Source organism: Flavobacterium succinicans LMG 10402 (assembly GCF_000611675.1).
GTDB classification, from domain to species: Bacteria; Bacteroidota; Bacteroidia; order Flavobacteriales; family Flavobacteriaceae; genus Flavobacterium; species Flavobacterium succinicans.
Genome location: NZ_JATV01000001.1, coordinates 142850 through 166887 on the forward strand (window position 1 = coordinate 142850; position 24038 = coordinate 166887).

Genomic DNA, 24038 nt, shown 5'->3' on the forward strand with positions numbered 1-24038 from the left:
ATCTCTTAACTTAATGACATTGGGGTCGGGCTCACGTTACAATCTTTTTGAGGTAGAAAAAGCCTCAAAAAGGATTTCCACTGCAAACGAAGTTCATTGAACACCTATGGAAATAATATAAGTGAAGTAATTCCTAGCCAAAACGCTGTACTTAATAGAATTAAGTCATATAATTGAAAAAATTTTCAATTATTGACCTCTAAATTAAGGATTTAAACGGAAGGAATTCCAATTTAAGGGAAGATTAACGATTGTTAAGTGATTGGTAAACAGTAAAGTAATCTCTGGTTTCTTGTTCGTCTGTAGCCAATTGATTTTTGAGAGCGGTAATGTTTTCGAATTTTTGTTCGGAACGTAAGCGGTGCAAAATGTCAATTTTTAATGATGTTCCATAGAGATCGTTATAAAAATCTAAGAAATGCACTTCAATACTTTGTGTATCACCACCAACTGTTGGGTTGTTTCCTATGTTCATCATGCCATAAACCGTTTGTTCATGGATGATGCTTTTTACCACATACACTCCTTTTTGAGGGATCAATTTGTAGGCTTCATTGATACTTATGTTGGCGGTAGGGAATCCGATGGTGCGCCCCAATTGTTTGCCTTTGATTACTTCACCATAAATAGAATAGGGGTATTCAAGGTATTGGTTGGCTAAATCAATATTGCCTTCTGTAATGGCATTTCTTATTTTAGTTGAGCTAACCGAAATATCATTTATTTCTTGAGCCGAAATTTGCTCGACTTCAAAATTATAGGTTTTTCCAAAAGCTATGAGATCGTGGATATCGGCCGTTCTGTTACTCCCAAATCGATGATCGTATCCAATGATGATTTTTTGTATTTTTAGTTTTTCTACCAAAATATCTCGGACAAATTCCTCGGCACTCAATTTAGAGAACGTAGTGTCAAAGGGATGTATGATCAGATTTTCGACTCCTAATTTTTCAAGTAATTCTTTCTTTTCATCAATAGTGTTCAGTAATTTTAAATCTTTTTTTCCCTGTAAAACCATTCTTGGGTGCGGAAAAAAAGTAAGTACCACACTCTCGTATGTTCCATGTAAGGTGCTTTGTGTTACTTTGTTCAAAATAGATTTGTGTCCAAAATGAACCCCGTCAAAAGTGCCTAATGTGAGAATTGTTTTTTTAGTAGCAACAAATTCGTTTATGGAGTGAAAAATCTTCAAAATGACTAATTTATAAAGCTGCAAATTTATACTTTAAATGGTTATAGAAGCAAATTCAGTGGTTACATTTCTCTCGTAATTTGTTAATTCTATTCATTTAATCGTTGCGGTAGTGCGTTTGATTTGTTTATTTGTTAAAAGAATTCATTTTATTGTTTTAATTTTGAGTACTTAAATACTTGATTAATGAAGAAAATCATTGTTGGATTACTCATTTTTTGTGCCTCAATCCCAATATTGGCCCAAGAACAAGAAGTTTGGAAGAGAATAGTTTTGTCAACAGATATTCAGCGACAATTGATGGAGGAGAGGCCTTTTGAAGCGATCTTTGAGCTTCAAAAGGCCAATTGGTCAAAAGTTATGGCCTCTGCCAAGGGGAAAAACAAAGAAAATGCTGCTACAACAATAGACTTACCAAATGTTAAGGGAGTTTCAGAACAATTTTTAGTTTGGGAAACTTCTAATTTTGATCCATTGCTACAAGCTCAATTTCCTTCTATTCGTTCTTTTTCGGGTAAAGGAATTACAGATCCTTCGGCACGCGTTTTTTTTAGTACTTCTGAACAAGGGGTTCAAACTATGATTTTGAGAAACAATTCCCAAGCTGAATTTATAGAACCGGTTAAAGGAACTGCCAATACCTATGTTTTGTATCGTTCTGATAAAACCGATAAAGGTGTTTTGCCCTTGAGTTGCAGTACTGACGAAGTTGCCTTGTCTAAAAGGATAACCAATATTTCCGCCAAAACCACGGTCAGTGATCGTGTGTTTCGTACCTTTCGATTGGCTTTGTCGTGTACTGGTGAGTATACTCTTTATCATGGCGGGACCAAAGAAGGTGCCTTGGCTGCGATGAATGCTACTATGACCAGAGTAAATGGCGTTTTTAATCGAGATCTAGCGCTCCGATTAGTAATTATTCCCAATAATTTAGATGTCATTTATACCAATGCGACTTCCGATCCGTATGATCCGGTGGTGGGATCAAATGCGCCTGATACATGGAATCAACAACTTCAAAATACATTGACCAGTACTATTGGGGAGGCGAACTATGATATCGGTCATTTGTTTGGCGCCTCTGGTGGCGGAGGAAATGCAGGTTGTATTGGTTGCGTTTGTGAGAATGGACGAAAAGGGAGCGCTTTTACATCGCCCTCGAATAATAAACCTGAAGGGGATTTATTCGATATTGATTTTGTAGCGCATGAATTTGGACATCAGCTAGGGGCTACCCATACCTTTTCGCATGATATTGAAGGTACAGATACCAATGTAGAACCCGGTAGCGGTTCTACTATTATGGGATATGCCGGAATTACGGATTATAATGTACAGGCTAATTCTGATGATTATTTTACGTATGCTAGTATTGCTCAGATTCAAGAAAATTTAGTCACAAAAACGTGTCCGCTGCAAACTAGCATTACGACACCTTCGTTTGCTGTGAACGCTGGTCCAGATTATACGATTCCCAAAAGCACTCCTTTTTTACTAAAAGGGACCACTAGCGGAACAACTACCAGCGCTTTTACTTATGTTTGGGAACAGAATGATACTGCTATAACGACTTTTGGAGCCAAAAGTTTAGCGATTGCTGATAAACCTGATGGTCCATTGTTTCGGTCTTTTCCTCCAACGGCTTCGTTGACGCGTTATTTTCCTTCTTATGACAAAGTGCTTGTGAATCGATTTAACAGTGAGTGGGAATCCTTAGCTAGCATTGGTCGTACCCTGACGTTTGTTTTTACTGCACGTGATAATGCTTTGGCGGGTTCTGGGCAAACCGCTTCAGATGCGACGCGTATTACGGTTAGCAATACCGTAGGTCCTTTTGAAATAACTGCTCCCAATGCTGTTGATTTGAGTTGGGCTCCAGGTAGTACTCAAACCATAACTTGGAATGTTAATGGTTCTAATACTTTGGCTGGTGCGAGTGCTGTGAATATTAAATTGTCTACGGATGGTGGGCTTACTTTTCCTGCTACATTGATAGCTAACACGCCCAATGATGGCTCACAGTCTGTCGAGGTTCCATTTGTTTCTGCGTTAGAGTGTAGGATTTTGGTGGAGCCAGTTAATTCTGTTTTTTATGCTATAAATCCTATACCGTTTGCCATTGGCTATACAACGGTTTCTGCTTGCAATACTTATAATTTTGCTGCACCAATAGTCATTACAGATGGTTCGAGTCAATATGTGAATCGTGAAATTGTGGTTCCATCGGGTTTAGGTGTGATCAAAGAAGTTACGGTCGATTTGGTTATTTCCCATGCTTATCTATCAGATGTGGAATTGGAGTTAGTGAGTCCAACCAAACAAACGGTGCGTTTGTTGCAGAGAATATGTGGTGCTACGAATGAAACCTTACGGTTGAAGTTGGACGATAGTGGAGCTGTGGTGGATTGTGCCAATACAACGACACAAGTGATTACACCGGCCGATTTGTTGAGTGGATTTAATGGGCAAGATGCGGCAGGCACTTGGCTGTTGCGTGTGAGAGATCGTTTTGGTGGTGATAGTGGTACTGTAAGTGCTGCTTCGGTTACAGTTTGTACTAAAAAGGCAACCTTGGGCGTGAGGGATACTATGGTAGATGCTGTTAGGCTGTTTCCAAATCCTTCTAAAGGGAGTTGTACTATTCAGTTTGCGGGATTTGCTAAGGGGGTGGTTCGCATAGCCATGACGGATTTGTTGGGTAGAAATGTGTATCGAAATGAATTTGCTAACGCTGGTACTTTTGATGAAACAATTGATTTTAAAAACGTGGCTGCCGGTGTGTATTTGTTAACATTAGAGGATGGGGAAAAGAAAATAGTGCGAAAAGTAATATTTGAATAAAGTACACGTCAGTGCTGGAAAGAGAAAGGGGGAAACAGTTTGGTTTCCCCTTTTTTTATTTTCCGTTAAAGGTTGTCATGGTGTTTTCAATTCCTGCTGTGCCAAAAGATTTGATAATTTCGGCGGTGGTTTCGAGGCGTTCGGGTAGTTTTTCTTTCTCATTTTCATCCCATTCTCCTAAAACATAGTCGACTTGTTGTCCTTTTTTGAATTCATCGCTGATGCCAAAGCGGAAGCGGGTGTATTCTTGTGTATTCAAAACAAGGTTGATGTTTTTGAGTCCGTTATGTCCGCCATCGCTTCCTTTTTTGCGGATGCGAATGGTACCGAAGGATAGATTTAAATCATCGGTGATGACCAATAGGTTTTCTAAAGGAATGTTTTCTTTGTCCATCCAATATTTTACGGCCTTACCGCTCAAATTCATGTAAGTATTGGGTTTCAAAAGCAAGAATGTTCGCCCTTTGAACTTGTATTCGGCCAAGGCGCCAAGTTTTACGGTTTGAAAATCTAGGCTTTCTTTTCGAGCTAAAAAATCCAGCACTTTAAAACCAATGTTGTGACGGGTATTGACATATTCGGCACCAATGTTGCCTAATCCTACTATTAAAAACTTTTTACTCACTTTCTCAATATTTTTTGGTGTTCGTGAACCACCGGTTTTATTTTACCTTGTATTGCTGCTTTTTTTGTGATGGAAACAAAATTTGGATCCATTTTCTGATGTTGCAAAAATAGTGTATTTAGTGCAGAAGTTAAATTGAAAGGCTATAATTGTTATGGAAAGGAGCCATGTAGTCAATAGTATAAAGTTAAGAGCTTTTAGATTGACGATTAACGATTCTTGATTTTAGATTTTAGATTTTGGTGCAAGTGAATAAAAAAGCAAAAGATTTTCAGTATTTTTTATCAACAATCAAAAATCGTTAATCAAAAATCAGCAATCTATTTATGATTTAGCTATTAACTTAATGAGATTGGGCGTGTAGTGTAGCCCTGATGGGAGCGGCATCCTTTGCTGACGGGGTTCGGCAGTAAAGATATAGCGGACAGCAGGAGGACTCGTGATTAATAGAAGGGAGGTGTGCTTCTAATTAAAATTATGAATTATAGGATCTGAAACAAGTTCAGATTAAAAAAAAGCGCCAGTTGTGTAACTGACGCTTTGATATAATGATTGAAAAAAATTATTTTTTCTTTCCTTTTGCAGGAGCTTTTGCTGCTTTTGCTGCTTCTTGAGCGGCTTTCATAGCGGCACGAGAGATCTTCACTTGACAGATAACAGTGTTGTCTGGGTGCATGATTTTGAAGTTTGGTGTAGGTACTTTAGTTACATACAATTTGTTACCCATGTCTAATGGAGTAATGTCAGCCTCAACAAAATCAGGAAGATTTTTTGGTAATGCTTTTACTTTTAATTTACGGTTGTTCATACGTAAGTCACCACCTGCCATAACTCCTTTAGAGTTACCGATAATTTTTACTGGAACTTCCATAGTGATTTCTTTGTCTTCGTGAATTTGGAAGAAATCAATGTGTAAAATTTTGTCAGATACTGGGTGTACTTGAATGTCTTGTAATACAGCATTGAAGGTTTTACCATTACCCAATTCAATCACAACTGTGTGCGCGTTTGGAGTGTAAACCAAGTTCTTGAAAGCTATAACTTCCGCTGAAAAATGAACTGCCTGATTTCCTCCGTATAATACGCAAGGAACCAATCCAGCATTACGTAAGGCTTTAGTTGACACTTTGCCCACGCTTTCTCTTTCTGATCCTTTAATTGTAATCGATTTCATTTTAAATATTTATATAGTTATTAATTAAACTCTTCTTTTGGAGTGATTAGTAATTGGTTATTAGTGATTAGCTTTGTTTTTTTTTGCTAATTACTAATGACTAAGTGCTATTCACTAATGCTACATTATAAATTTCCCACTAATGGAATTGTTGTGGTGTACCATGTGCATTACTTCGGCAAAAAGTGGTGCACAACTCAACACTTTTATTTTGCTAGACTCTTTTCTTAATGGAATAGAATCTGAAACGATTAACTCGCTTAGTTTTGAATTTTCTATTTTTTCGTAAGCGCTACCTGATAAAATAGCGTGCGTACAAATAGCTCTTACGCTCAAGGCGCCTTTTTCAATCATTAAATCGGCAGCTTTGGCTAAAGTTCCTCCAGTATCGATCATGTCGTCTACTAGAATTACATTTTTGCCTTTTACCTCACCAATCAATTCCATGGATTCGATAACGTTGGCTGCTTTTCTTTGTTTGTAGCAAATCACTACATCGGATTCTAAAAATTTAGAATACGCATAGGCTCTTTTTGAACCTCCCATGTCTGGAGACGCGATAGTCAAATTTTCAAGTCCTAAGCTTTTTACATATGGTAAAAAGATAGTAGAGGCAAATAAATGATCTACCGGTATTTCAAAGAATCCTTGAATTTGATCAGCATGTAAATCCATGGTCATAATTCTTGTGGCTCCTGCAGCATCTAATAAATTAGCTACTAATTTGGCTCCAATTGGAACTCTTGGTTTGTCTTTTCGATCTTGTCTAGCCCATCCAAAATAGGGAATTACGGCGGTGATGTGTCTTGCTGAAGCTCTTTTGGCGGCATCGATCATCATCAATAATTCCATCAGATTGTCTGATGTTGGAAATGTTGAGCAAACAATAAAAACACGTAATCCTCTGATGGACTCTTCGTAAGAAGGTTGGAATTCTCCGTCGCTGTATTTGGCTAAGGTTACTTTTCCTAATGGGATTCCGTAATTTTTTGCAATTTGCTCTGCAAGATATACACTTTGTGAACAAGCAAAAATTTTAGCTTCTGGTTCTAGGTGTGACATTTAGTATGTTGTTTTTAAAGCCCGTTACTATATTAGTGTGTTTTTTATTTTGAACGAATTCAAAACAAAGTGTTCTAAAAGTCTCGGATGTAGTTAGTTAGTGTGTGTTGTTTTAACGAGGTGCAAATTTATGAAAATTATTCAAGACTGAAAGAAAAAAAACGAGTAATTTTTGTTGAACATTTAAAAATATTTTTTACATTTGCACCGTGTTAAAGAAACAGCAGTTTAGCTACCACTAAATTGTTCTTTATGCGTGAAACAACTGTTGTTGTTTCGGTCTGCTAAGCCCGGATGGCGGAATTGGTAGACGCGCTGGTCTCAAACACCTGTGGGAAACCGTGCCGGTTCGACTCCGGCTCCGGGTACTTTAAAAGTCTGTATTAGCATTGTAAATCAATGCTTTGCAGACTTTTTTTATTTCAGCGGCCCAACCATTGCCCAACCATTTTAAAAACACTTAAAAAAAAGAGTGTTTTTTTAAATAAATCGGTATTTGTATTTTATACAGTTTATTGAATTGCCTGAAAAGAAATTTTCTAATATGTAAACTTTTCACATATTTGTAATTTTCAAATCTTTTAATTCTTCAGCTGGAACTTGCTCCAACAAAAAAAAACACTATTTCTGCTTTAATGGATAGATTCTTTGTGGGTAATTAACCAAGTGTAACAAAATATGCATTGACAATAAAATAACGCATTAAAACGGTTTATTTTAAGTCATTTAATTTTATACATTTGCTGTAAATCCTTTTGTTTAGTAGATTTAAAGAAAAAACCCTCTATCTAATTTTTGAAATTAGTTAGGGGGTTTGTTACATTCTGAAAATAAGGTTTAACAAATTACAAATCGTTGCGCAACCTCATAGCACGGGGCGTTCAAAACTTTTTACAGTACCTTTTTTGTTGGCCTTGTGGTCTTACTGCGTGTGTTCTGTTGGGCTGTAAATAGTTTTTAGTTGTGTAGTATCGTTCAAACAAACTAAGCTTTAAAACGTCTTAAAATGCTTCGCTGTTATTTGTGGTTAATGTCCTCTTTTGTTTTCTGCTTTGTTCTCGATTCTTTTCATTGCTTCTTGTTTCTCCTGATTAGTCAATGCGTTGAACTCATTGTTTAGTCTTACCCTTTCTCTTAATTGTTTAAGATATGCGGGGGCGGGCTTCTCGGCCGTTGCTCTTTCTACTAACTGCCTAACTGTTTGTTTGTCTAGTGATTTACTTTCTTCTTTCTCTATCAATGATATAAACCTATCTATTGCATTGCATAGTCTTTCGGGGGATGCATATTGCAAAGGTGTTTGCAAGCGCTTCATCCATCCTTTATACTTCGTTGGTGCTATGTCCTTTTCGATTAAGTGAATTGCTAATAAGTTATTTGCTTTTATAAATTTTGCTTCTGCAATTCTCTTTATTGTTTCGGGTTTGAAACTTGCGCCAATAGTTTGCCTATTTTCTTTGTATGCTCTCTCTCGGCCTTGTTTTAGTGATTTCTTTTTTGCTATTGGATCAATCCAACTTGCTTTGTTTGCCTGTAATGCACTTTCTTTTCGTGTCATAAGATTTTATATTTTTAGTTATAAATAAACAAACAATCCCCTTTGAATTTAAGTCATTGGGGAAAGTCCTAAGTAAACAAACTGACAATTTAAATATTAATTTTTAGGGGTTCTATCTCTAATAAAATAAATTAGATTTTTGGGATCCAATTCAGAAACAAATTCGTTTTTATAGTTCTTTCTTTGTATCAATTCTGTTAAGTCGCCTTGATATTCATAACCAGCAAAATCTTTAAAACTCTTTTTCAATTCCAGTAAAGCCTTTTTTGCCTTTTCAAAAGCATTATACATTTCAATTTGCTTTGGGTCTGTTAAGTACGTTTTGAAACTTTCAGTTATTTCAATCTTTGTCTGTTCAGAAATACAATAAGAACGGTCTGCGGGGCTATAACTGAAATATGAACTCGATAACTCTAAAGGTTTTTTTTGTATGATCTCATTAACCTTTTCTTTGAAGTTAGCCACAAAGTCGGCTTGCAATCCTACTTGCTGTGAAACAAAGTGTTTATTAGCACCAATAGCATAACAGTTTGAAGCAATAACCGATAAAAATTGTTCTGTCGCTGTTGCTCCGCTATCTGTAAGCATTGATAAGGCTGTTTTTTCGTTTAGTTCCCCTAAGTCTAAATCATTGTATAATGGTACTAATTCGTTTAGGGTTGGAAGTATTAATTCCAAGTGATTAATTAATCTTTCGGCTCCAGGAGCATCATTCGATATTAACATTTTTTCTGTTTTCATAAATCTTTTTGTTTAGTTTTTAATTAGTTTAATTGAATGTTTGGGAAGTCAAAAGCCTTTTTTGCTTCAATTGTGTGATCTAGTTCGGATTTTTCCTTTGAAGTTGAAGGGTTAAGCCTTTCTTTGGCCATTCCTTCGGCTAAAATTTCCTGATAGATTTCAGGATACTGAACTCTTACTTGTTCTTTTGTCATGTTATTAAATATTGTGCATCTCTGCGGGTTGTGCTTTTGGGAACCATTCCCAAAATGTTGTTTATACAAATAGTTGCGTTTGGTACTTTGGATACAACTTATTTTGTTTGTTCAATTGGTTGCTGTGTGTGTTTCTGATATTGTGTGCAATTTCTTTTATCTGTGTTTTCAAATCTGAGTTTAACCAAATTGAACTTAGATACTCGGTTTTGATTTTCTCAAAAACATTTGGGTTGTTCTCTAAATAATATTTGATACCGGAATGACTAAGTAAAATACTTTCGTCTTTTTGCATTGAAATATCTAATTTGGTAACTCTGCAATTACGCCGTTCTTGCTTATCGTTTGTTTTTTCGGTTTGGGTTACATTTCCACCTTTATATATTGTGGAATAGTAACCGCTTTTGATTTTTTGGAATGACTTTGTTTTGCTTTCTTTCTGTGTGGAATAGTAACCACTTTTTAATAATTCAAGCTTTTTAAATATTAGATTTTCTATTCTATACTTTAGGTTGTTTTCTACTTTTGAAACTATATTTAAGTATTTTGCCCTTTCCTTGTTAAACCTATTTTTATAAGGATCTTGACTTATATTAAACCAAGTGAGAGTATTTAAGTACTTTGTTATTTTTGATTGTTCTGAAGCTTTTAAACAACTGAAATCTGTTTCACAATCCAACAATAAGACTTTGTCAAACTCATTGATTATTTCATTTGAAATCTTTAAATAACAATCATATTTTAATAAATCATTTGCGGTGTAAATGCCAAATTGATTAAAGTATTTACTTTGTTTGCTTTTGATTTCAAAACGAAAAGTATTGATATTGCAATGCTCCGGAAACTGCAAGCCTTTTGCATACGCCTTTATTATTTTATAAGTGTTCATCGTTCCATTGGCATTGGCTTTAAAGCTTTTTTTACTGTATGCTAGACCTATGTCGGTTTTAAATTCGTTGCGTTCGTGATATAGTAAAAAGGTAATTAGTTTCTTGATGTCAATAGGGGATACAATGTTTAACCCAAATTCAATGTTTACTATTTTCAATAAATCAAGGTCAATTTTAAATAGGTTTTTAAGCTCTAAAATTGTTTGAATACAATCTATTACCCTAAAGTCATTTGCATTGTGTAAACCATCATTAAAATAATAGTGAGGTTTGAATATAATATCTACTCTATTTGAAAAGAAACAAAAAACGATCCCTTTGAAATGCTTTACGGTTTTAGTTTTGATTACTTCAATATCAAACAAGTTGAGTTTGTCCTCACTTTTTACCCATTCCAGTAAATAATGATTTTCTAAATGTCGAATAGTTGAATTATCTGTGATATAAAATTTTAAAAAATCAATCATCTTACTATCTTTGAAACGGTTTTACAAATTGCCTTTTGTGAAACTGAACTTTTGAATAAAGTATAAGGGAGCTTGAACAACTCCCTTTTTTGTTGCTCTAAATTTCACGATAAGTATTAATGATTGTGTTAACCGTTCAAAGGGATCAAACTTGCTTCGATGTCTGAACGTAAAAAATATACTCGGCCACCAAGCCCAAACGGTTTGAGTTTTCCGTTCTTTTGCCAATTGGCCACCGTTGAGAGGTCAACGTTAAACATTCTTGCTACGTCTTGACGTGTCAAATAATCGTTTGGTTCTTTGGGCTTGAAGTTCTTTAAAAAATCATCTAAATGACTTTTTACGCCTTTTGTAATTTCCTGTTGTAGTTGTTCGGGGGTTACTGAAATCAGCTGTACTGTTGCACTCATAACTTAATAATTTTGTTGTTATTACTGAGTACAAAAAGAGTAGAAAGTTTGGGGTGTCAAAAGTCTAAAATTGGACTTTTTACAGTACAATACTATGTTTGCCCTTTAAGCCAATCTAATGATGTTTGATAATGTTTTTTTCTATTACCGTCTTTGTCGTTGACTTCGTTCATAGTTTTAATTTTTTCAAAACTATCTGTGTATTCTTTACAAAACCACGTTTTAAATACTTCGGGGCGTTGGTGAATATATTTTTCTTCGGCATTGAATAGGCACCAATAATAAAAACTTAAATCAGCATAGCGGCCTCTTTTTCCTTTTGGTTTAATATGGTTTTCTAGTATGTAGTTAAAAAGTTCAAATCCATTATTAGAGAATATTGCTGAATGATCATTTATGTTTGATGCTGGGGTTCTGTTTGTTATACTATTTTCTAGCACTAATTTATTAATACAATTTACCAAGTATGATTTATGATAAATTAATTGTTCGTTTTGTGTTTTATCATAGTTGTTGTTTTGGGCGTAGTAATTAACCTCATTTTCTATTCTATCTAAAGACTTATTTATCTCGGTAACAAATTGCTCTAAAAAATAATCGCCTAAACTTACTTTTGTTAAATTTAAATCTCTGTCTAAGATATTATAAAGGTCTTTATAAATTGTTTTAGTTCTTAGTAATTCCGGATTGAATAACTTTAAATAATTATCATAAGCCCTCTTTTGATTCTCAAACTCATCATTCAAAATATTTATGGAATTTACTTGATTGGAATTGTCGATTTCGTTTAATCCTACGTGTAAATGATTTAATTTTTCCTCTTGTTTATTCATCTCAAAACTTTTCTTATCGTTACTTAAATCGGTTGTTTTTGGGTTGTTTTACTCGGTGCCTGTGTTTAGTACAACTTTCATTTCGGGGGCTTTGTTTTTGTGTAGGTCGTTGTAAAACTTCATAAACAAATCGGCGTTTTCGTCTGTGTCCTCCGGAGCATTAATATAAACTCTAAAGATTGATTCTTTTGAATGTCCCGAAATCCCCATTAAAACAGGTGTTGGCATTTTTTTGTAATAATTAGTACAGAACGATCTTCTAAAACTGTGAGTAGTTATTAAGTCGTGTTTTGGGTAGATTCCAAATTCTTTTCGGCCTGAGATAGCATCAAATATTTTCCCCTCTGTTGGGGTGTTAATCTCTGCTTTTTCACAAACTTTTTTGATATAAGTATTCAGTTTTTGAGTACTGATTTTATAAGGAAATCCGTTTTCAATAATATCAATAATGTGAGGGGCAATTATCCCAATTGTAACGGCTTTTTTTGTTTTTTGTTGAATTATGTCTAAATACATATTTCCGCCTTTATATCGAATATTGTCGGGCGTAATGTTTAATAAATCCCCGCCACGTTGTCCTATTTCACAACCAATTAACAGCCATTTGCGGGCGTTCTTTAGTGCTTCACTTTCTAGGTCTGTTGTTCTTATTTTTTCTAATTCGTCAAACGAAAGTGTTTGAATATATCTATCATCATCACTTTCAGAAACAACAATAATTTGCTTTGCAAAGGAATTAACTTTAATTCCCTTTTTTTCTGCTTCATTGCATATCGTTTTAATATTTGCAATGTGTTTTGATGCTGTATTAACGGCGTATTTTTTTGTTTTCAACAACCATCTTTCGAATTTGTCAATTACTGATTCATTGAGGTCTGCGAAACGTAGTACTTTTTTGGTTTTAGTTTGATATTCGGCAATAACAGTCTTTGTTGCTATAAAACTATTTTTACGGCTTTGTGAAATGCCGTGTTTATAACCACCTTTAACTTTGACTTTTCGGGTGTCGGCTGTGTCAATAATGTTTTGAATGTAGTTTGTTATTAAATCATCGTCTTTTTTCTCTATGCGATCAAAACATTCATTAATTTTTGCATCCAACCAAAAAGTATCGATCAAAATACCGTTTCCTAAGTCGGTGTTCAGTTTTTCAAAAATGAACGATTCTAATTTTTTGAGGTTGTTAAAAACTACTTTGTTTTCAGGGGTGTTTTGTTTTGGGTAATTGTCGCCTTTTTTGGGATTTTCTTTGTCGGGTGTATTCCAGTCTTTTGGGTTAACTGAAAACCCCGTATTTAATTCAAATACATTATCTCTATTGATTGATAAACGAATTTTTATTGAAACATTTTTATTTGCTTTGCTTCTTAACCTGTATTGAATTGTTGCCATTTTAAAACATTTGAACGGTTGAACTTTTGAACAATTCAAAAGTAATAAAATTTGTAATACATTTTACAAAGTTGCCCAACTGTTGCCCAACCGTTTTAAGATTTCATTACTTTTTATTCTATTTCATTCTATTTTTTAACTACTCTTAATGGTCTTGTTAAGTATTGAATTTGTTGAGTTTAAAGCTTTTTTTTGTTGGATTTTATTAGAATATTCAAAACTGCCAAATCTAAGGGTTTCAATTCCGGCTCCGGGTACAAAACCGCTTCGAAAGAAGCGGTTTTTTTTATGAGGTTTGCTTAAATTTTAAAGTGAGTTTCTTACAATTAGGTTGCATTTGTTTTCAATTCGATCTTTTTTATTCTTCAAAATCATTTCGGCCATTAATTTACCCATTTGTTCAAAATCAGTGGAGATGGTCGTGATTCCGTTTTCTACGATTTTCTTCAGTGGCGTTTCATTATACGAAATGATTCCGTAGTCTTGACCTATAGTAAGCTGTTGTGATTTTGCCTTTTCGATTACGCTCACTAAATCGCGATCACTTGGAATGACGTAGACTTCACCGGGTGTGATGCTTCGGTGTTTGAACTCTGTAATTACTTCATGCTCAAATCCAAAGTCCTTGCAAAAGTTTAAAAAGCCGATTTTCATACCCAGCGGTTCTCTAAATCCAGGGAAGATGATGATGAGCTTTTTGTACTTATCCAATCTAGATTTTCCTTCCAAAAGGCCATCGTAAATGTTTTGAACAAAGTTTTGATGAATTGATGGGTAGGAAAATAATTCGGAATTGGTTTGGTCTAATATATAGACATCATTTATTGGTAGGTTTTTTATTGTGGTATGAGCCTCCTCAAAAGCGGTGGGCATAATAATATATTTGGTATAGTTGCCATTATTTTCTGCAATAACTTTTTGAAAAAATTGAAAATTAAAATGATGAAAAAAAATGTCAACTTGGACGTTTTTTTCAATATTTTCTAAAAATGAGTTGTACAAATCTTCCTTGAAAATATTCAATTCGTCAAACAATAAAAATATTTTTTGTTTGATATTTATTTCTACACTTTTTATGTAATAGCCTTTGCCAGGTATAGCAAATACAATACCTCGCTTCTTTAATTCATCATAAGCTTGGAGTACGGTGTCTCGAGATAATTCGTGTGCTAAACACACTTTATTTACCGAAGGCAGTTGATCGCCTTTGACTAATTTTTCTGATTCGATGGCCTTCTCAATCGATTGAATTATTTGTTTGTATTTGGGCACACCTTGGTTGTTTTGAACTGTGATGTATTTCATGTCTGGTATTTTTTATGGCAAAATACAAAAAAAACTGGTAGGTACTGGTATGTAAAACATAATCCTTCGTATGATTTTAGATTTTAATATTTCACAAAAAAAACAGAAAATTAAAACGTTTTTATCACAAATAACAACAAAAAATATGATTATCATTTTTTTTAGTTAATTCATCGATAAGCCATTTTTAATTTATTCTGACTTTTTGGTAAATGTTTCAAATAATAATAACCAACAAAAACCAATTTAATGAAAACAAAAAGTTTGAAAACAATGCATTTCAGATTGTTCTTTTTACTGCTCCTTGTTCCGTTTTTTGTTCAAGCACAAAATAAACTGAGCGGAACGGTGGTTGATAATGCAACCAAGCAACCCATTCCCGGAGCCAATCTAGTTGTTAAAGGCACTAAGATTAGTACTTCTACTGATTTTTCTGGTGCATTTCAGCTTTCTAGTGTGAGTAATGGAGATCAAATCGTAGTGTCGTTTGTGGGTTTTAAATCACAAACGGTGATTTATTCTGGCCAAAGTTCTCTTATAGTTTTTTTGCAAGAACAAGGGAATGAGCTTAACGAGGTCGTAGTTCAAGTAGGATATGGATCTGTAAAAAGAAAAGATGCCACAGGTTCTGTAACTTCTTTGGTTACCAAAGATTTTAACAAAGGGGTGAACGTTTCTACCGAGAACATGCTTACGGGTAGAGTTGCCGGTTTGTCTATCAATTCTTCGGGAGCACCTGGTTCGTTATCCGAAATTAGAATTAGAGGGGGAAGTTCATTATTTGCGAGTAATGACCCTTTGATTGTTATTGATGGTTTGCCTCTTGAAAACACGACCAATACTGGTTCAGCTTCGTTTTTGGCTTCTTTGAATCCAAGTACAGTTGAGTCGATGACGGTTTTGAAAGATGCTTCGGCAACTGCTATTTACGGTTCACGTGCGTCAAACGGGGTAATTATTATCACGACCAAAAAGGGAAGCAAAACCCTTTCTGTAGACTACAATGTGCAGTTTGGAGCAGGAGAGTTGGTTAATACCGTTGATGTATTGAGCCCAACAGCTTTTAGAAATACCATCGCTCAAGTGCGTCCACAAGATTTAGATAAATTAGGCACAGCCAATACCAACTGGCAAGAGGCAATTTACCGCAATACTGGTTTGGTAGATCAAAATCTAGCGGTTAGAGGAAGTCTTTTCGGTGTGATTCCAACAAGTTTAACTTTAGGAAATACTGATCAACAAGGGTTGCGTATTACCAATGAGTTCAAAAGAAACACGGTAGGTTTGGTTATGAATCCGTCTTTTTTTGAAAATCATTTGAAGGTGAAACTTTCTGCTAATTATGCCAATGAAAGAAACCGTTTTACAGATGCTGTTGAAGGTGCTGCTATTGGTTTTGATCCAACACAACCTATTCGTGTTGACGGTGCTCCTTATGGTGGATTTTTTGAGTATACTTCTGGTATAGATGCCAACGGCAATTATCCGCTAATCGCTATTGCAGCAAGAAACCCTGTAGCTCAGCTGCTTCAAACTAATGATCGTGGAAAGAGCAATAGACTTTTTGGAAATTTTGAAATCGATTATAAATTTCACTTTTTGCCTTCTTTGAGAGCTGTAGTGAATCTTGGTTTTGATGAATCGAATGGAGAAAGACACCGCTTGGTGAGTACTAATGCTGGTTCGGCTCCATCCAATAATAATATTCCTTTTGGAACAGATGAATACTCAGAATCTACAAGAAGAAATAAGTTGATTGATGCTTATTTCGTATATAACAAGACTTTTAATGATTTTAATGTTGAACTAACAAGCGGACATTCGTATCAAAAATTCGAATCCAATAGATTCGATACCGGTAACATCTTAAACCCAGATCTACCCTCGACTTTCCCTGAAACTACTTTGAATACGGATGTCGTACTGTTAGGCTTTTTTGGAAGATCCAACATTAATTTCAAAAACAAATATTTATTGACCTTGTCTTATCGTCGTGACGGTTCTTCTTGATTTGAAAAAGAAAGCCGTTGGGGGAATTTCCCTTCTGCTGCGTTTGCTTGGAAAGTAAAAGAAGATTTCTTTAAAGACAGTAATGTGGTGTCCGATTTGAAATTACGTTTGAGCTATGGTATTACAGGACAACAAGATATTCCTGACCCGAATGGTTATTTAGAGAAATACGATTTAGGTGGAGGTAATTCACAATACCAATTTGGTAATGCTTATTTTCCAATTGCCTTGCCAAGCAAACGTACCAAAAACTTGAAATGGGAAGAAACCGTGTCTTACAACGCGGGTCTTGATTTTGGGGTATTCAACAATGTAATCACGGGTGCAGTAGATGTGTTTTACAAAGAAGCCAAAGATTTATTGGTAAATGCGGCTATCTCTGACGGAAGTAATTTCTCGAACCGTGTGTACCAAAACGTAGGTTCTTTTACGACCAAAGGAATTGAGTTTACCTTGAATGCTACTCCAATTAAAACAGAAAATTTCAATTGGAATGTCAATTTTAATGCAACTAAATTCGAGCGAAGAATCAAAGATTTAGTGTACGGAACAGATATTTATGTAGGCGATAACATTGCAGGAACCGGAACACCAGGTCAGATTTTTAGAGAAGGATATACGCCTTATTCGTTTTATGTGTACAAACAATTGTATGATACCAACGGAAAAGCTATTGAAGGTGCTTTTGCAGATTTGAATGGAGATAACATCAAAAATGATTCAGATCGCTACATCTATAACAACCCAGATCCAGATGTAACTTTAGGTTTTGCTTCTACAATGAATTATAAAGACATTGATTTCTCTTTCAACTTAAGAGCGAGCATTGGCAACCGTATTTTCAACGCAGTAGACGCTTCTAGAGCGCAATATGAGGCAATGGAAAATGGTGGTATTTTAAGCAATGTTCCTTCTTCTATTTTAGATACCAATTTCCAAACTACTTCAAACGTATTGTTGTCTGATATTTATATAGAAGATGCTTCGTACCTCAAAATGGATAACGTAACATTAGGCTATACTTTTAGAAAAATAATGAACGAAAGCACTAGTTTGAGAATGTTTACAGGTGTTCAAAATGTTTTTGTCTTGACAAAATACAGCGGTTTAGACCCTGAGATTACTAATAATGGTGTTGATAAAACCATTTATCCTAGACAGCGTACTATTCTATTTGGTCTTAATCTTAAATTTTAATAAACGATGAAGAAATATATAATTATATCCTTTTTAGCTTTGGCTACTTTATTTCAATCGTGTACTGATGATTTGAATGTAGTGTCAGAAGATGACGATGTATTGGCTTCGGATGCTGTCTATAAAAATGCAGCAGGATACAAAAATGCCTTAGCAGGTGTTTACGGAAATTTATCGCTTACGAGTACTTGGGGACCAGATGCTTCTTCGCTTGAAGGAGTAGACGCAGGAACAAGTCAGTTTAGTAGATGTTTGTTGTATTTACAAGAGCTTACTACCGATGAGTTAGTGTGGAGTTATGAAAATGATGGTGGAACAGCTGAGTTGCAACGCAATATTTGGACACCAGCCAATCCAATTCTTTTGGGAATGTACTCACGAACTATGGCTTCTGTAGCTTATGCTAATGAATTTTTGCGCCAAAGTACTCCTGAAAAATTGAAATCACGCAACATTACTAGTGCCGAAGATTTGGCTGCAATCGAATTGTATCGAAATGAAGTGAAGGTTTTGCGTGCGTATGCCTACTATAATATGATGGATTTGTTTGGGAAAGCAGCTATGTATACAGAAGCGGATCCTATCAACTTCAAAGGACCTGAGTTTACAAGACAACAATTGTTTGATTTTGTAGAAACAGAATTAAAAGCTGCACTTCCTAATTTGAAAGCCGCAAGAACTAATGAATACGGACGCGTTGACCAAGGAATGGCAAAAATGATTTTGGCAAAAATTTACTTGAATGCCGAAGTGTATACCAAAACTAAGCGTTACGGAGATTGTATTACCATGTGTAATGACCTTATTGCTGCGGGTTATTCTTTGAAAGCAAATTATTTGGACAACTTCAAAGCTGATAATCATACTTCACCTGAAATGATTTTTACCATTCAGTCTGATGGTGCCAAAACTCAAAACTGGGGAGCTACTACTGTATTGACCAATGGACAAATTGGTGTGTGGGAAAATAACGGAGCTGATTTTGGAATTGGTGGATGGAGTGGAGCCTTGAGAATTAGAAAAGAATTTGCTCAAAAGTTTGATGGTACCAAATTCAACCAAGATACTCGTAAAACAATAGGAACTGGTGTGGCAGGAAGTGCTTCTAAACAAAGAACCATTGATATTGCAGATATTGGAGTTAAAACCCAAGGGTACATTTTGTCTAAATTTTCTAATAAAACGTCTACGGGGCAAAATGGGACAAGTTCTACTTTTGCCGATACTGATTTTCCATTATTCCGTTTGGCCGATGTATACTTGATGTATGCTGAAGCTACTTTACGCGGAGGAGCAGGCGGTGATGTTACCAAAGCATTAGACTATGTAAATGCACTTAGAAGAAGAGCCAATAACAATACCACTGTTGGTAATATTGTTCCTGCTGATTTAACTCTTGATTTTGTTTTAGACGAAAGAGCACGTGAGCTCCACTGGGAAGCACACCGCAGACAAGACTTAATCCGTTTCGGAAAATTCTCTGGCGGTTCTTACAATTGGGCTTGGAAAGGAAATGCTTCTACGGGAGTTTCTATTCCGGCTTTTATGGATTTGTTTCCAATTCCTGCGGGTTCTTTGGGATCAAATAGCAACCTAACTCAAAACCTTGGATACTAAAAAAATAACCACTTTACACTAAAGAAATGAAAAATACATATAAACTATTAGTTGCTTTTGTAGCTATTTTAGGATTTTGGTCCTGTGATAACGAAACTGATTTGATGATTCTTGAACCACAAGAAGCTGATTTTGCTATTATTACTCCAGATGCGGGTTCGAAAGTAATTTTGAACAAAGCTACACCAGATAATACCGCACTTACTTTGACTTGGGAAAAAGTATCTTATGGAACGCCAACTATTGTAACCTATACGGTAGAGTTTGCCAAAAGCGGAACTGATTTTGCTGCACCAGTCGAAATCAATGCAACATCAAATTCTTTTGCTACGATTAAAGTGTCGGAGCTAAACACCAAAGCGTTGGATTTTGGTTTAACTCCAGAGGTTGAGGGAACTATTGATATTCGTATCAAATCTACTGTCGGTACTACTGGTTCTCAACCTAAATATTCTAAAGCAATAAGTATTGTAGTAACACCTTACAGAGGCGTTTTCCCTAAAGTGGATTTGTATCAAGTAGGTCCTGTGACAATCGCGGGTTGGGATGTGAATAAAGGGAATATGCCTATTTTTAGAGACACCAAAGACAACGCTAAGTTTTACTACACGGGATACTTCAACGCTGGTGGATTCAAATTAATTGAACAATTAGGTTTCTGGGCACCTTCGTATGGTGTTGATGGAGGCAAAGTAAAATACAGAGCCAATGATAGCGCACCAGACCCAGCCGTTTTTCCTACAGATAAAGCAGGATACTATTATTTTGAATTGAATTTGGAATCATTAACCTATACTTTAACACCTTACACAGGACCTATGACTACCTATGCAACAGTAGGAATTGTTGGTGATGCTTTGCCGTCTGGATGGGATGTGAGTGTGCCAATGGTACAATCTACTTTTGATGCTCATATGTGGAAAGTTACTCAAACATTAAAAGATGGTAAGATGAAATTCAGAGCCAACAACAGCTGGGATGTGAATTGGGGAGATAATGGTGGTGATATTATTGTAACAGCCGGTAAATACGATATCTGGTTCAATGATTTAGATGGACGTTACACGTTCATTGTAGCACAGTAATAATTTTTGGTTTTTTATACTTTTCAATCCTCGGTAGTCTTTGCTATCGGGGGTTGTTTTTTTGGGGGATATAAAAATACTTTTATAATAAAATAACTGGTAGGTACTGGTATGTAACAGGCTTTTTTTTATCTAAATTTGAATTTCACATTTAATAATAAAACAGCATAAATAACATTAAATTCTCAGATTATGACACATTATATCAATAAATCATTTGGAACAATGCCTGATGGTGAAGACATTCAGTTTGTTATGCTTAAAAATGCTAATGGAATGGAAGTACAGCTTATGAGCTATGGAGCCACAGTAACTGCTATTAAAGTTCCATTAGAAAACCAATCAATGGTAGATGTGGTTTTAGGATTTGAAAATGCAGCATCATACATTGATTCTTATAATTTGCCAAGCCCTCCCTATTTCGGAACCATCGTAGGGCGATACGCTGGTAGAATTAATGAAAGCACATTCGAATTAAATGGTAAAACCATTCAGTTAAATCCAAATCACGGTGCACATGTATTACATGGAGGAGAAGATGGATTTAGTAAAAAAAATTGGAAGATTGTAAATAGTAAACAAGGAATTAATTCGGCAGTAACGCTCTCTTATACAAGTCCTGCTAATGAAGAAAATTTTCCAGGAACCCTAGAAGTAAACGTTACTTATACTTTGACAGAGTCAAATGAATTAAAAGTTGAGTATAGCGCAACCACTTCCGAAGATACCATTTTGAATTTAACACATCACAGTTACTTTAACCTTGATGGGCATCAAGAGGGGATAACTCAACAAGAATTATTTGTCAATGCCGAGAAAGTGATAGAGAAAGATCATCAAAATATACCAACTGGTAGGGTACTGCCTGTAGCTGGAACTCCATTTGATTTTTCAACTTCTAAAGAATGTCCTATATCTATTGACGATACTTTCGTTTTGAGTAGCTCTGAAGAAGTTGCGGCTTCACTTTATAGTGCAAAAAACAACTTGCAACTATTGGTGTATACCAATCAGCCAGGCGTTCATATTTATGTTGGGGGCAATTGTTTTGATACTATTTCGGGTAAAGAGGGTGCCAATTACCATCCTTTAAGTGGCATTTGTTTTGAGACTCAAAATTTTCCAGATGCTCCTAATCATGTTGAATTTCCTTCAGCAGTTTTGAAAAAAGGAGAACATTATAATCATAGAACTATTTACAAATTCCAATCCAAATCGAATTAATCATGAAAAAAACCTTCTTAACTATAGTTATTCTCCTAAGTGTTTTGTTACAAACAGCATGCTCTAGCGATAGCGAAAAAAGCGATGGCGGAACCGTTACACCACCTGTAGTAACCAGTGATTTTATCAAAGCAGCAGATATTTCTTTTTTACCAGAAATAGAAGCGGCGGGTGTAGTTTTTACCAACAACGGAAAAACCGAAGACATGTTGACTACATTAAAAAGTGCTGGTTGCAATACCATTCGAATTCGTTTGTGGAAAGATCCTGCCAATGGACATTCTGGGTTGACTGAGGTAAAAGCTCTAGCACAGCGAGTAAAAAAAGCAGGTTTAAAAGTTTGGTTAACGGTTCACTATTCTGACGATTGGGCAGATCCTGCGGTTCAAACCACTCCAGCTGCTTGGAAAAACTTATCGTTTACTGATTTAAAAGCTGCGGTAGCCTCATACACCACAACTATTTTGACCGAAATTAATCCAGATATTATTCAAATCGGGAACGAAATCAATACCGGATTGCTTTGGCCTCAAGGGCATTTAATCAATAAAGAAGCACAATGTATAGATTTGTTAAAAACAGCGAGTGCTACCATTCGAAGCAAAGCGCCCAATACCAAAATTATGATTCACTATGCAGGCGTTTCGGCTACAGATACCAATTGGTTTTTTACTAAAGTAAAAAGTGTTGATTATGATTATATCGGTTTGTCGTATTATCCTATTTGGCACGGGAAAGATTTGGCTACCATAAAAACCACTATCGATGCCTTAGGGAAAAACTTTTCTAAAAAAGTACTGATTGCAGAAACTGCCTATCCATTTACTTTAGGATTCAATGACTGGACGAATAATATTGTTGGCTTAGATTCACAATTGGTTAGTGGTTATCCAGCTACAGCAGAAGGGCAAAAAAACTTTGTTTTGGCGATTAAAGATTTAGTGAAATCATCTACTTACGGACAAGGGTTTGCGTATTGGGGAGGCGAATGGGTGTCTTTTAAAGGCGACAAAGCTACCAATGGTTCTACTTTCGAAAATCAGGCATTTTATGATTTTTCAAATAAAGCATTGCCCGTTTTGCAAGCATTTACCAATTAGTTATGAATACTACAGTTAGCGTTTTTCAAAGAATAGTGCTACTGCTTCTTTTTATAAGTAGTACCACTATCGCTTTGGCACAAAAGAAAAATAAATTGGCTTTCGCCAAAGGGGCAGACGTGAGTTGGTTGCCGCAAATGGAAGCCACTGGTTACCGTTTTTATGATACCGACGGAAAGGAAAAGGATTGTTTGCAATTGCTAAAAGAACGCGGGATGAACACCATTCGTTTGCGTGTATTTGTCAATCCAAGCAAAGACAAAACTAATGGTCATTGCACTAAGGAAGAAACAGTAGCTATGGCCTTGCGCGCTCAAAAAGCCAAAATGCGTATTATGATCGATTTTCATTATAGCGATACTTGGGCCGATCCAGCCAAACAATCCAAACCTGCTGCTTGGGCCAATTTATCATTCGAGGAGTTACAGGTAAGAGTTTATGAACATACTTTTGATGTGTTGACCGCTTTAAAAAAAGCAGGTGTTACTCCAGAATGGGTTCAGGTGGGGAATGAAATTCCAGGTGGAATGCTTTGGCCTGATGGGAGCACGAACAATTGGGCGCAACTGGCGCAATTGTTGAATAAAGGATACGAAGCGACCAAAGCTGTGAATGCCAAAATCAAAGTAATTGTGCACGTAGACGAAGGAAACAACAACGAAAAATTCCGTTGGTTTTTTGATAAAGCTACCGAGCATCAAGTAAAGTATGATGTTATTGGTCTGTCTTACTATCCGTTTTGGATTAAGAAAGACTATTCAGAAACCATAGCCGATTTACAAAACAACCTAAACGATATGGCTTCACGTTATCAGAAAGAGGTAATGGTGGTTGAAGTTGGTGGTGTTGATGAACAAGTACAAAACACCAAAGAACTCCTAACTACTACAATCAAAGCCGTAAGAGCCGTTCCCAATAATAAAGGCTTGGGCGTTTTGTATTGGGAACCGCAAGGAGCCAAATCTTGGAGTGGCTATGGCTTGAGTGCTTGGCAACCAGACGGGAAACCTTCACCAGCATTGGATGCTTTTAAAGAATAATGAATTGGATTCAGAATAAAGACAAAATAAGTAAACCATATTTCTGAATGTTAGAAATGAGGAAACTCTATAGATTAAAAT

General features: G+C 35.7%; 19 protein-coding genes, 1 tRNA gene and 1 pseudogene. 9 read left to right on the plus strand and 12 right to left on the minus strand.

What is annotated here, in order from left to right:
• Positions 1–244: 244 nt before the first annotated feature.
• Positions 245–1192, minus strand: coding sequence for a bifunctional riboflavin kinase/FAD synthetase (locus AO58_RS0100575; RefSeq protein ID WP_024979850.1), 948 nt, complete (start codon positions 1190–1192; stop codon positions 245–247).
• A 186-nt stretch (positions 1193–1378) separates the two neighbouring features.
• Here AO58_RS0100575 and AO58_RS0100580 point away from each other — a divergent pair, with 186 nt between their 5' ends.
• Complete coding sequence (locus AO58_RS0100580; protein WP_024979851.1) at positions 1379–4033, plus strand: zinc-dependent metalloprotease; 2655 nt, start codon at positions 1379–1381, stop codon at positions 4031–4033.
• Positions 4034–4088: 55 nt separating this feature from the next.
• Here the strand turns inward: AO58_RS0100580 and pth are convergent, their stop codons facing one another.
• The 3 genes from pth to AO58_RS0100600 form a co-directional block, all read right to left on the minus strand.
• A complete protein-coding gene (gene pth / locus AO58_RS0100585) occupies positions 4089–4658 on the minus strand; it encodes an aminoacyl-tRNA hydrolase (protein WP_024979852.1) in 570 nt (189 codons plus the stop codon).
• 562 nt (positions 4659–5220) lie between these two features.
• On the minus strand, positions 5221–5832 hold the full coding sequence (locus AO58_RS0100595; RefSeq protein ID WP_024979853.1) for a 50S ribosomal protein L25/general stress protein Ctc: 612 nt from the start codon (positions 5830–5832) through the stop codon (positions 5221–5223).
• A 120-nt stretch (positions 5833–5952) separates the two neighbouring features.
• Positions 5953–6894, minus strand: a complete 942-nt coding sequence (locus tag AO58_RS0100600) for a ribose-phosphate pyrophosphokinase (RefSeq protein ID WP_024979854.1) — start codon at positions 6892–6894, stop codon at positions 5953–5955.
• Between the two features lie 288 nt (positions 6895–7182).
• On the opposite strand from AO58_RS0100600, the gene AO58_RS0100605 reads away from it, so the two are divergent.
• Positions 7183–7262: transfer RNA gene (locus AO58_RS0100605), tRNA-Leu, on the plus strand.
• Between the two features lie 659 nt (positions 7263–7921).
• On the opposite strand, the gene AO58_RS0100610 is transcribed toward AO58_RS0100605, so the two are convergent.
• The 8 genes from AO58_RS0100610 to AO58_RS0100650 form a co-directional block, all read right to left on the minus strand.
• The gene (locus AO58_RS0100610) at positions 7922–8452 is read right to left on the minus strand and encodes a hypothetical protein (RefSeq protein WP_024979855.1); all 531 of its coding nucleotides are present in this window, start codon (positions 8450–8452) and stop codon (positions 7922–7924) included.
• 96 nt (positions 8453–8548) lie between these two features.
• Complete coding sequence (locus tag AO58_RS0100615) at positions 8549–9193, minus strand: hypothetical protein (RefSeq protein ID WP_024979856.1); 645 nt, start codon at positions 9191–9193, stop codon at positions 8549–8551.
• A gap of 23 nt (positions 9194–9216) precedes the next feature.
• The gene (locus AO58_RS17880; protein WP_155959400.1) at positions 9217–9387 is read right to left on the minus strand and encodes a hypothetical protein; all 171 of its coding nucleotides are present in this window, start codon (positions 9385–9387) and stop codon (positions 9217–9219) included.
• Between the two features lie 61 nt (positions 9388–9448).
• Entirely contained in the window at positions 9449–10744 is a 1296-nt protein-coding gene (locus AO58_RS0100625) for a hypothetical protein (RefSeq protein ID WP_024979857.1), read from the minus strand.
• Between the two features lie 128 nt (positions 10745–10872).
• Complete coding sequence (locus tag AO58_RS0100630; protein WP_024979858.1) at positions 10873–11154, minus strand: helix-turn-helix domain-containing protein; 282 nt, start codon at positions 11152–11154, stop codon at positions 10873–10875.
• 92 nt (positions 11155–11246) lie between these two features.
• Positions 11247–11987 carry a hypothetical protein gene (locus AO58_RS0100635; RefSeq protein ID WP_024979859.1) on the minus strand — a complete coding sequence of 247 codons (741 nt, stop codon included), beginning with the start codon at positions 11985–11987 and terminating at the stop codon, positions 11247–11249.
• Between the two features lie 48 nt (positions 11988–12035).
• Positions 12036–13379, minus strand: a complete 1344-nt coding sequence (locus AO58_RS0100640) for a tyrosine-type recombinase/integrase (protein WP_024979860.1) — start codon at positions 13377–13379, stop codon at positions 12036–12038.
• Between the two features lie 306 nt (positions 13380–13685).
• The gene (locus tag AO58_RS0100650) at positions 13686–14684 is read right to left on the minus strand and encodes a GntR family transcriptional regulator (protein WP_024979861.1); all 999 of its coding nucleotides are present in this window, start codon (positions 14682–14684) and stop codon (positions 13686–13688) included.
• A 249-nt stretch (positions 14685–14933) separates the two neighbouring features.
• On the opposite strand from AO58_RS0100650, the gene AO58_RS18225 reads away from it, so the two are divergent.
• The 7 genes and pseudogenes from AO58_RS18225 (at position 14934) to AO58_RS0100680 (ending at position 23957) form a co-directional block, all read left to right on the plus strand.
• A complete protein-coding gene (locus tag AO58_RS18225; RefSeq protein ID WP_244530692.1) occupies positions 14934–16694 on the plus strand; it encodes a SusC/RagA family TonB-linked outer membrane protein in 1761 nt (586 codons plus the stop codon).
• Between the two features lie 24 nt (positions 16695–16718).
• Positions 16719–17891 (plus strand): annotated as a pseudogene (locus AO58_RS18230) (TonB-dependent receptor domain-containing protein); the annotation flags it as partial.
• Positions 17892–17897: 6 nt separating this feature from the next.
• Positions 17898–19508: a RagB/SusD family nutrient uptake outer membrane protein gene (locus AO58_RS0100660; RefSeq protein ID WP_024979862.1), complete on the plus strand. Its 1611-nt coding sequence runs from the start codon at positions 17898–17900 to the stop codon at positions 19506–19508.
• A 26-nt stretch (positions 19509–19534) separates the two neighbouring features.
• Positions 19535–20593, plus strand: a complete 1059-nt coding sequence (locus tag AO58_RS0100665; protein WP_024979863.1) for a SusE domain-containing protein — start codon at positions 19535–19537, stop codon at positions 20591–20593.
• A 192-nt stretch (positions 20594–20785) separates the two neighbouring features.
• On the plus strand, positions 20786–21817 hold the full coding sequence (locus AO58_RS0100670; RefSeq protein ID WP_035717185.1) for an aldose epimerase family protein: 1032 nt from the start codon (positions 20786–20788) through the stop codon (positions 21815–21817).
• A 2-nt stretch (positions 21818–21819) separates the two neighbouring features.
• A complete protein-coding gene (locus tag AO58_RS0100675; protein ID WP_024979865.1) occupies positions 21820–22917 on the plus strand; it encodes a glycoside hydrolase family 53 protein in 1098 nt (365 codons plus the stop codon).
• A 2-nt stretch (positions 22918–22919) separates the two neighbouring features.
• A complete protein-coding gene (locus tag AO58_RS0100680; RefSeq protein ID WP_024979866.1) occupies positions 22920–23957 on the plus strand; it encodes a glycoside hydrolase family 53 protein in 1038 nt (345 codons plus the stop codon).
• Positions 23958–24038 lie beyond the last annotated feature (81 nt).

Bases quoted from the DNA above. Each gene is read 5' to 3' on its own strand.
- AO58_RS0100665 (WP_024979863.1), top strand. From the start codon at position 19,535: ATGAAAAATACATATAAACTATTAGTTGCTTTTGTAGCTATTTTAGGA.
- AO58_RS0100635 (WP_024979859.1), bottom strand. From the start codon at position 11,987: ATGAATAAACAAGAGGAAAAATTAAATCATTTACACGTAGGATTAAAC.
- AO58_RS0100680 (WP_024979866.1), top strand. From the start codon at position 22,920: ATGAATACTACAGTTAGCGTTTTTCAAAGAATAGTGCTACTGCTTCTT.
- AO58_RS0100650 (WP_024979861.1), bottom strand. From the start codon at position 14,684: ATGAAATACATCACAGTTCAAAACAACCAAGGTGTGCCCAAATACAAA.
- AO58_RS0100595 (WP_024979853.1), bottom strand. From the start codon at position 5,832: ATGAAATCGATTACAATTAAAGGATCAGAAAGAGAAAGCGTGGGCAAA.
- AO58_RS18225 (WP_244530692.1), top strand. From the start codon at position 14,934: ATGAAAACAAAAAGTTTGAAAACAATGCATTTCAGATTGTTCTTTTTA.
- AO58_RS0100675 (WP_024979865.1), top strand. From the start codon at position 21,820: ATGAAAAAAACCTTCTTAACTATAGTTATTCTCCTAAGTGTTTTGTTA.
- AO58_RS0100670 (WP_035717185.1), top strand. From the start codon at position 20,786: ATGACACATTATATCAATAAATCATTTGGAACAATGCCTGATGGTGAA.
- AO58_RS0100580 (WP_024979851.1), top strand. From the start codon at position 1,379: ATGAAGAAAATCATTGTTGGATTACTCATTTTTTGTGCCTCAATCCCA.
- AO58_RS0100615 (WP_024979856.1), bottom strand. From the start codon at position 9,193: ATGAAAACAGAAAAAATGTTAATATCGAATGATGCTCCTGGAGCCGAA.
- AO58_RS0100600 (WP_024979854.1), bottom strand. From the start codon at position 6,894: ATGTCACACCTAGAACCAGAAGCTAAAATTTTTGCTTGTTCACAAAGT.
- AO58_RS0100625 (WP_024979857.1), bottom strand. From the start codon at position 10,744: ATGATTGATTTTTTAAAATTTTATATCACAGATAATTCAACTATTCGA.
- AO58_RS17880 (WP_155959400.1), bottom strand. From the start codon at position 9,387: ATGACAAAAGAACAAGTAAGAGTTCAGTATCCTGAAATCTATCAGGAA.
- AO58_RS0100660 (WP_024979862.1), top strand. From the start codon at position 17,898: ATGAAGAAATATATAATTATATCCTTTTTAGCTTTGGCTACTTTATTT.
- AO58_RS0100640 (WP_024979860.1), bottom strand. From the start codon at position 13,379: ATGGCAACAATTCAATACAGGTTAAGAAGCAAAGCAAATAAAAATGTT.
- AO58_RS0100630 (WP_024979858.1), bottom strand. From the start codon at position 11,154: ATGAGTGCAACAGTACAGCTGATTTCAGTAACCCCCGAACAACTACAA.
- AO58_RS0100610 (WP_024979855.1), bottom strand. From the start codon at position 8,452: ATGACACGAAAAGAAAGTGCATTACAGGCAAACAAAGCAAGTTGGATT.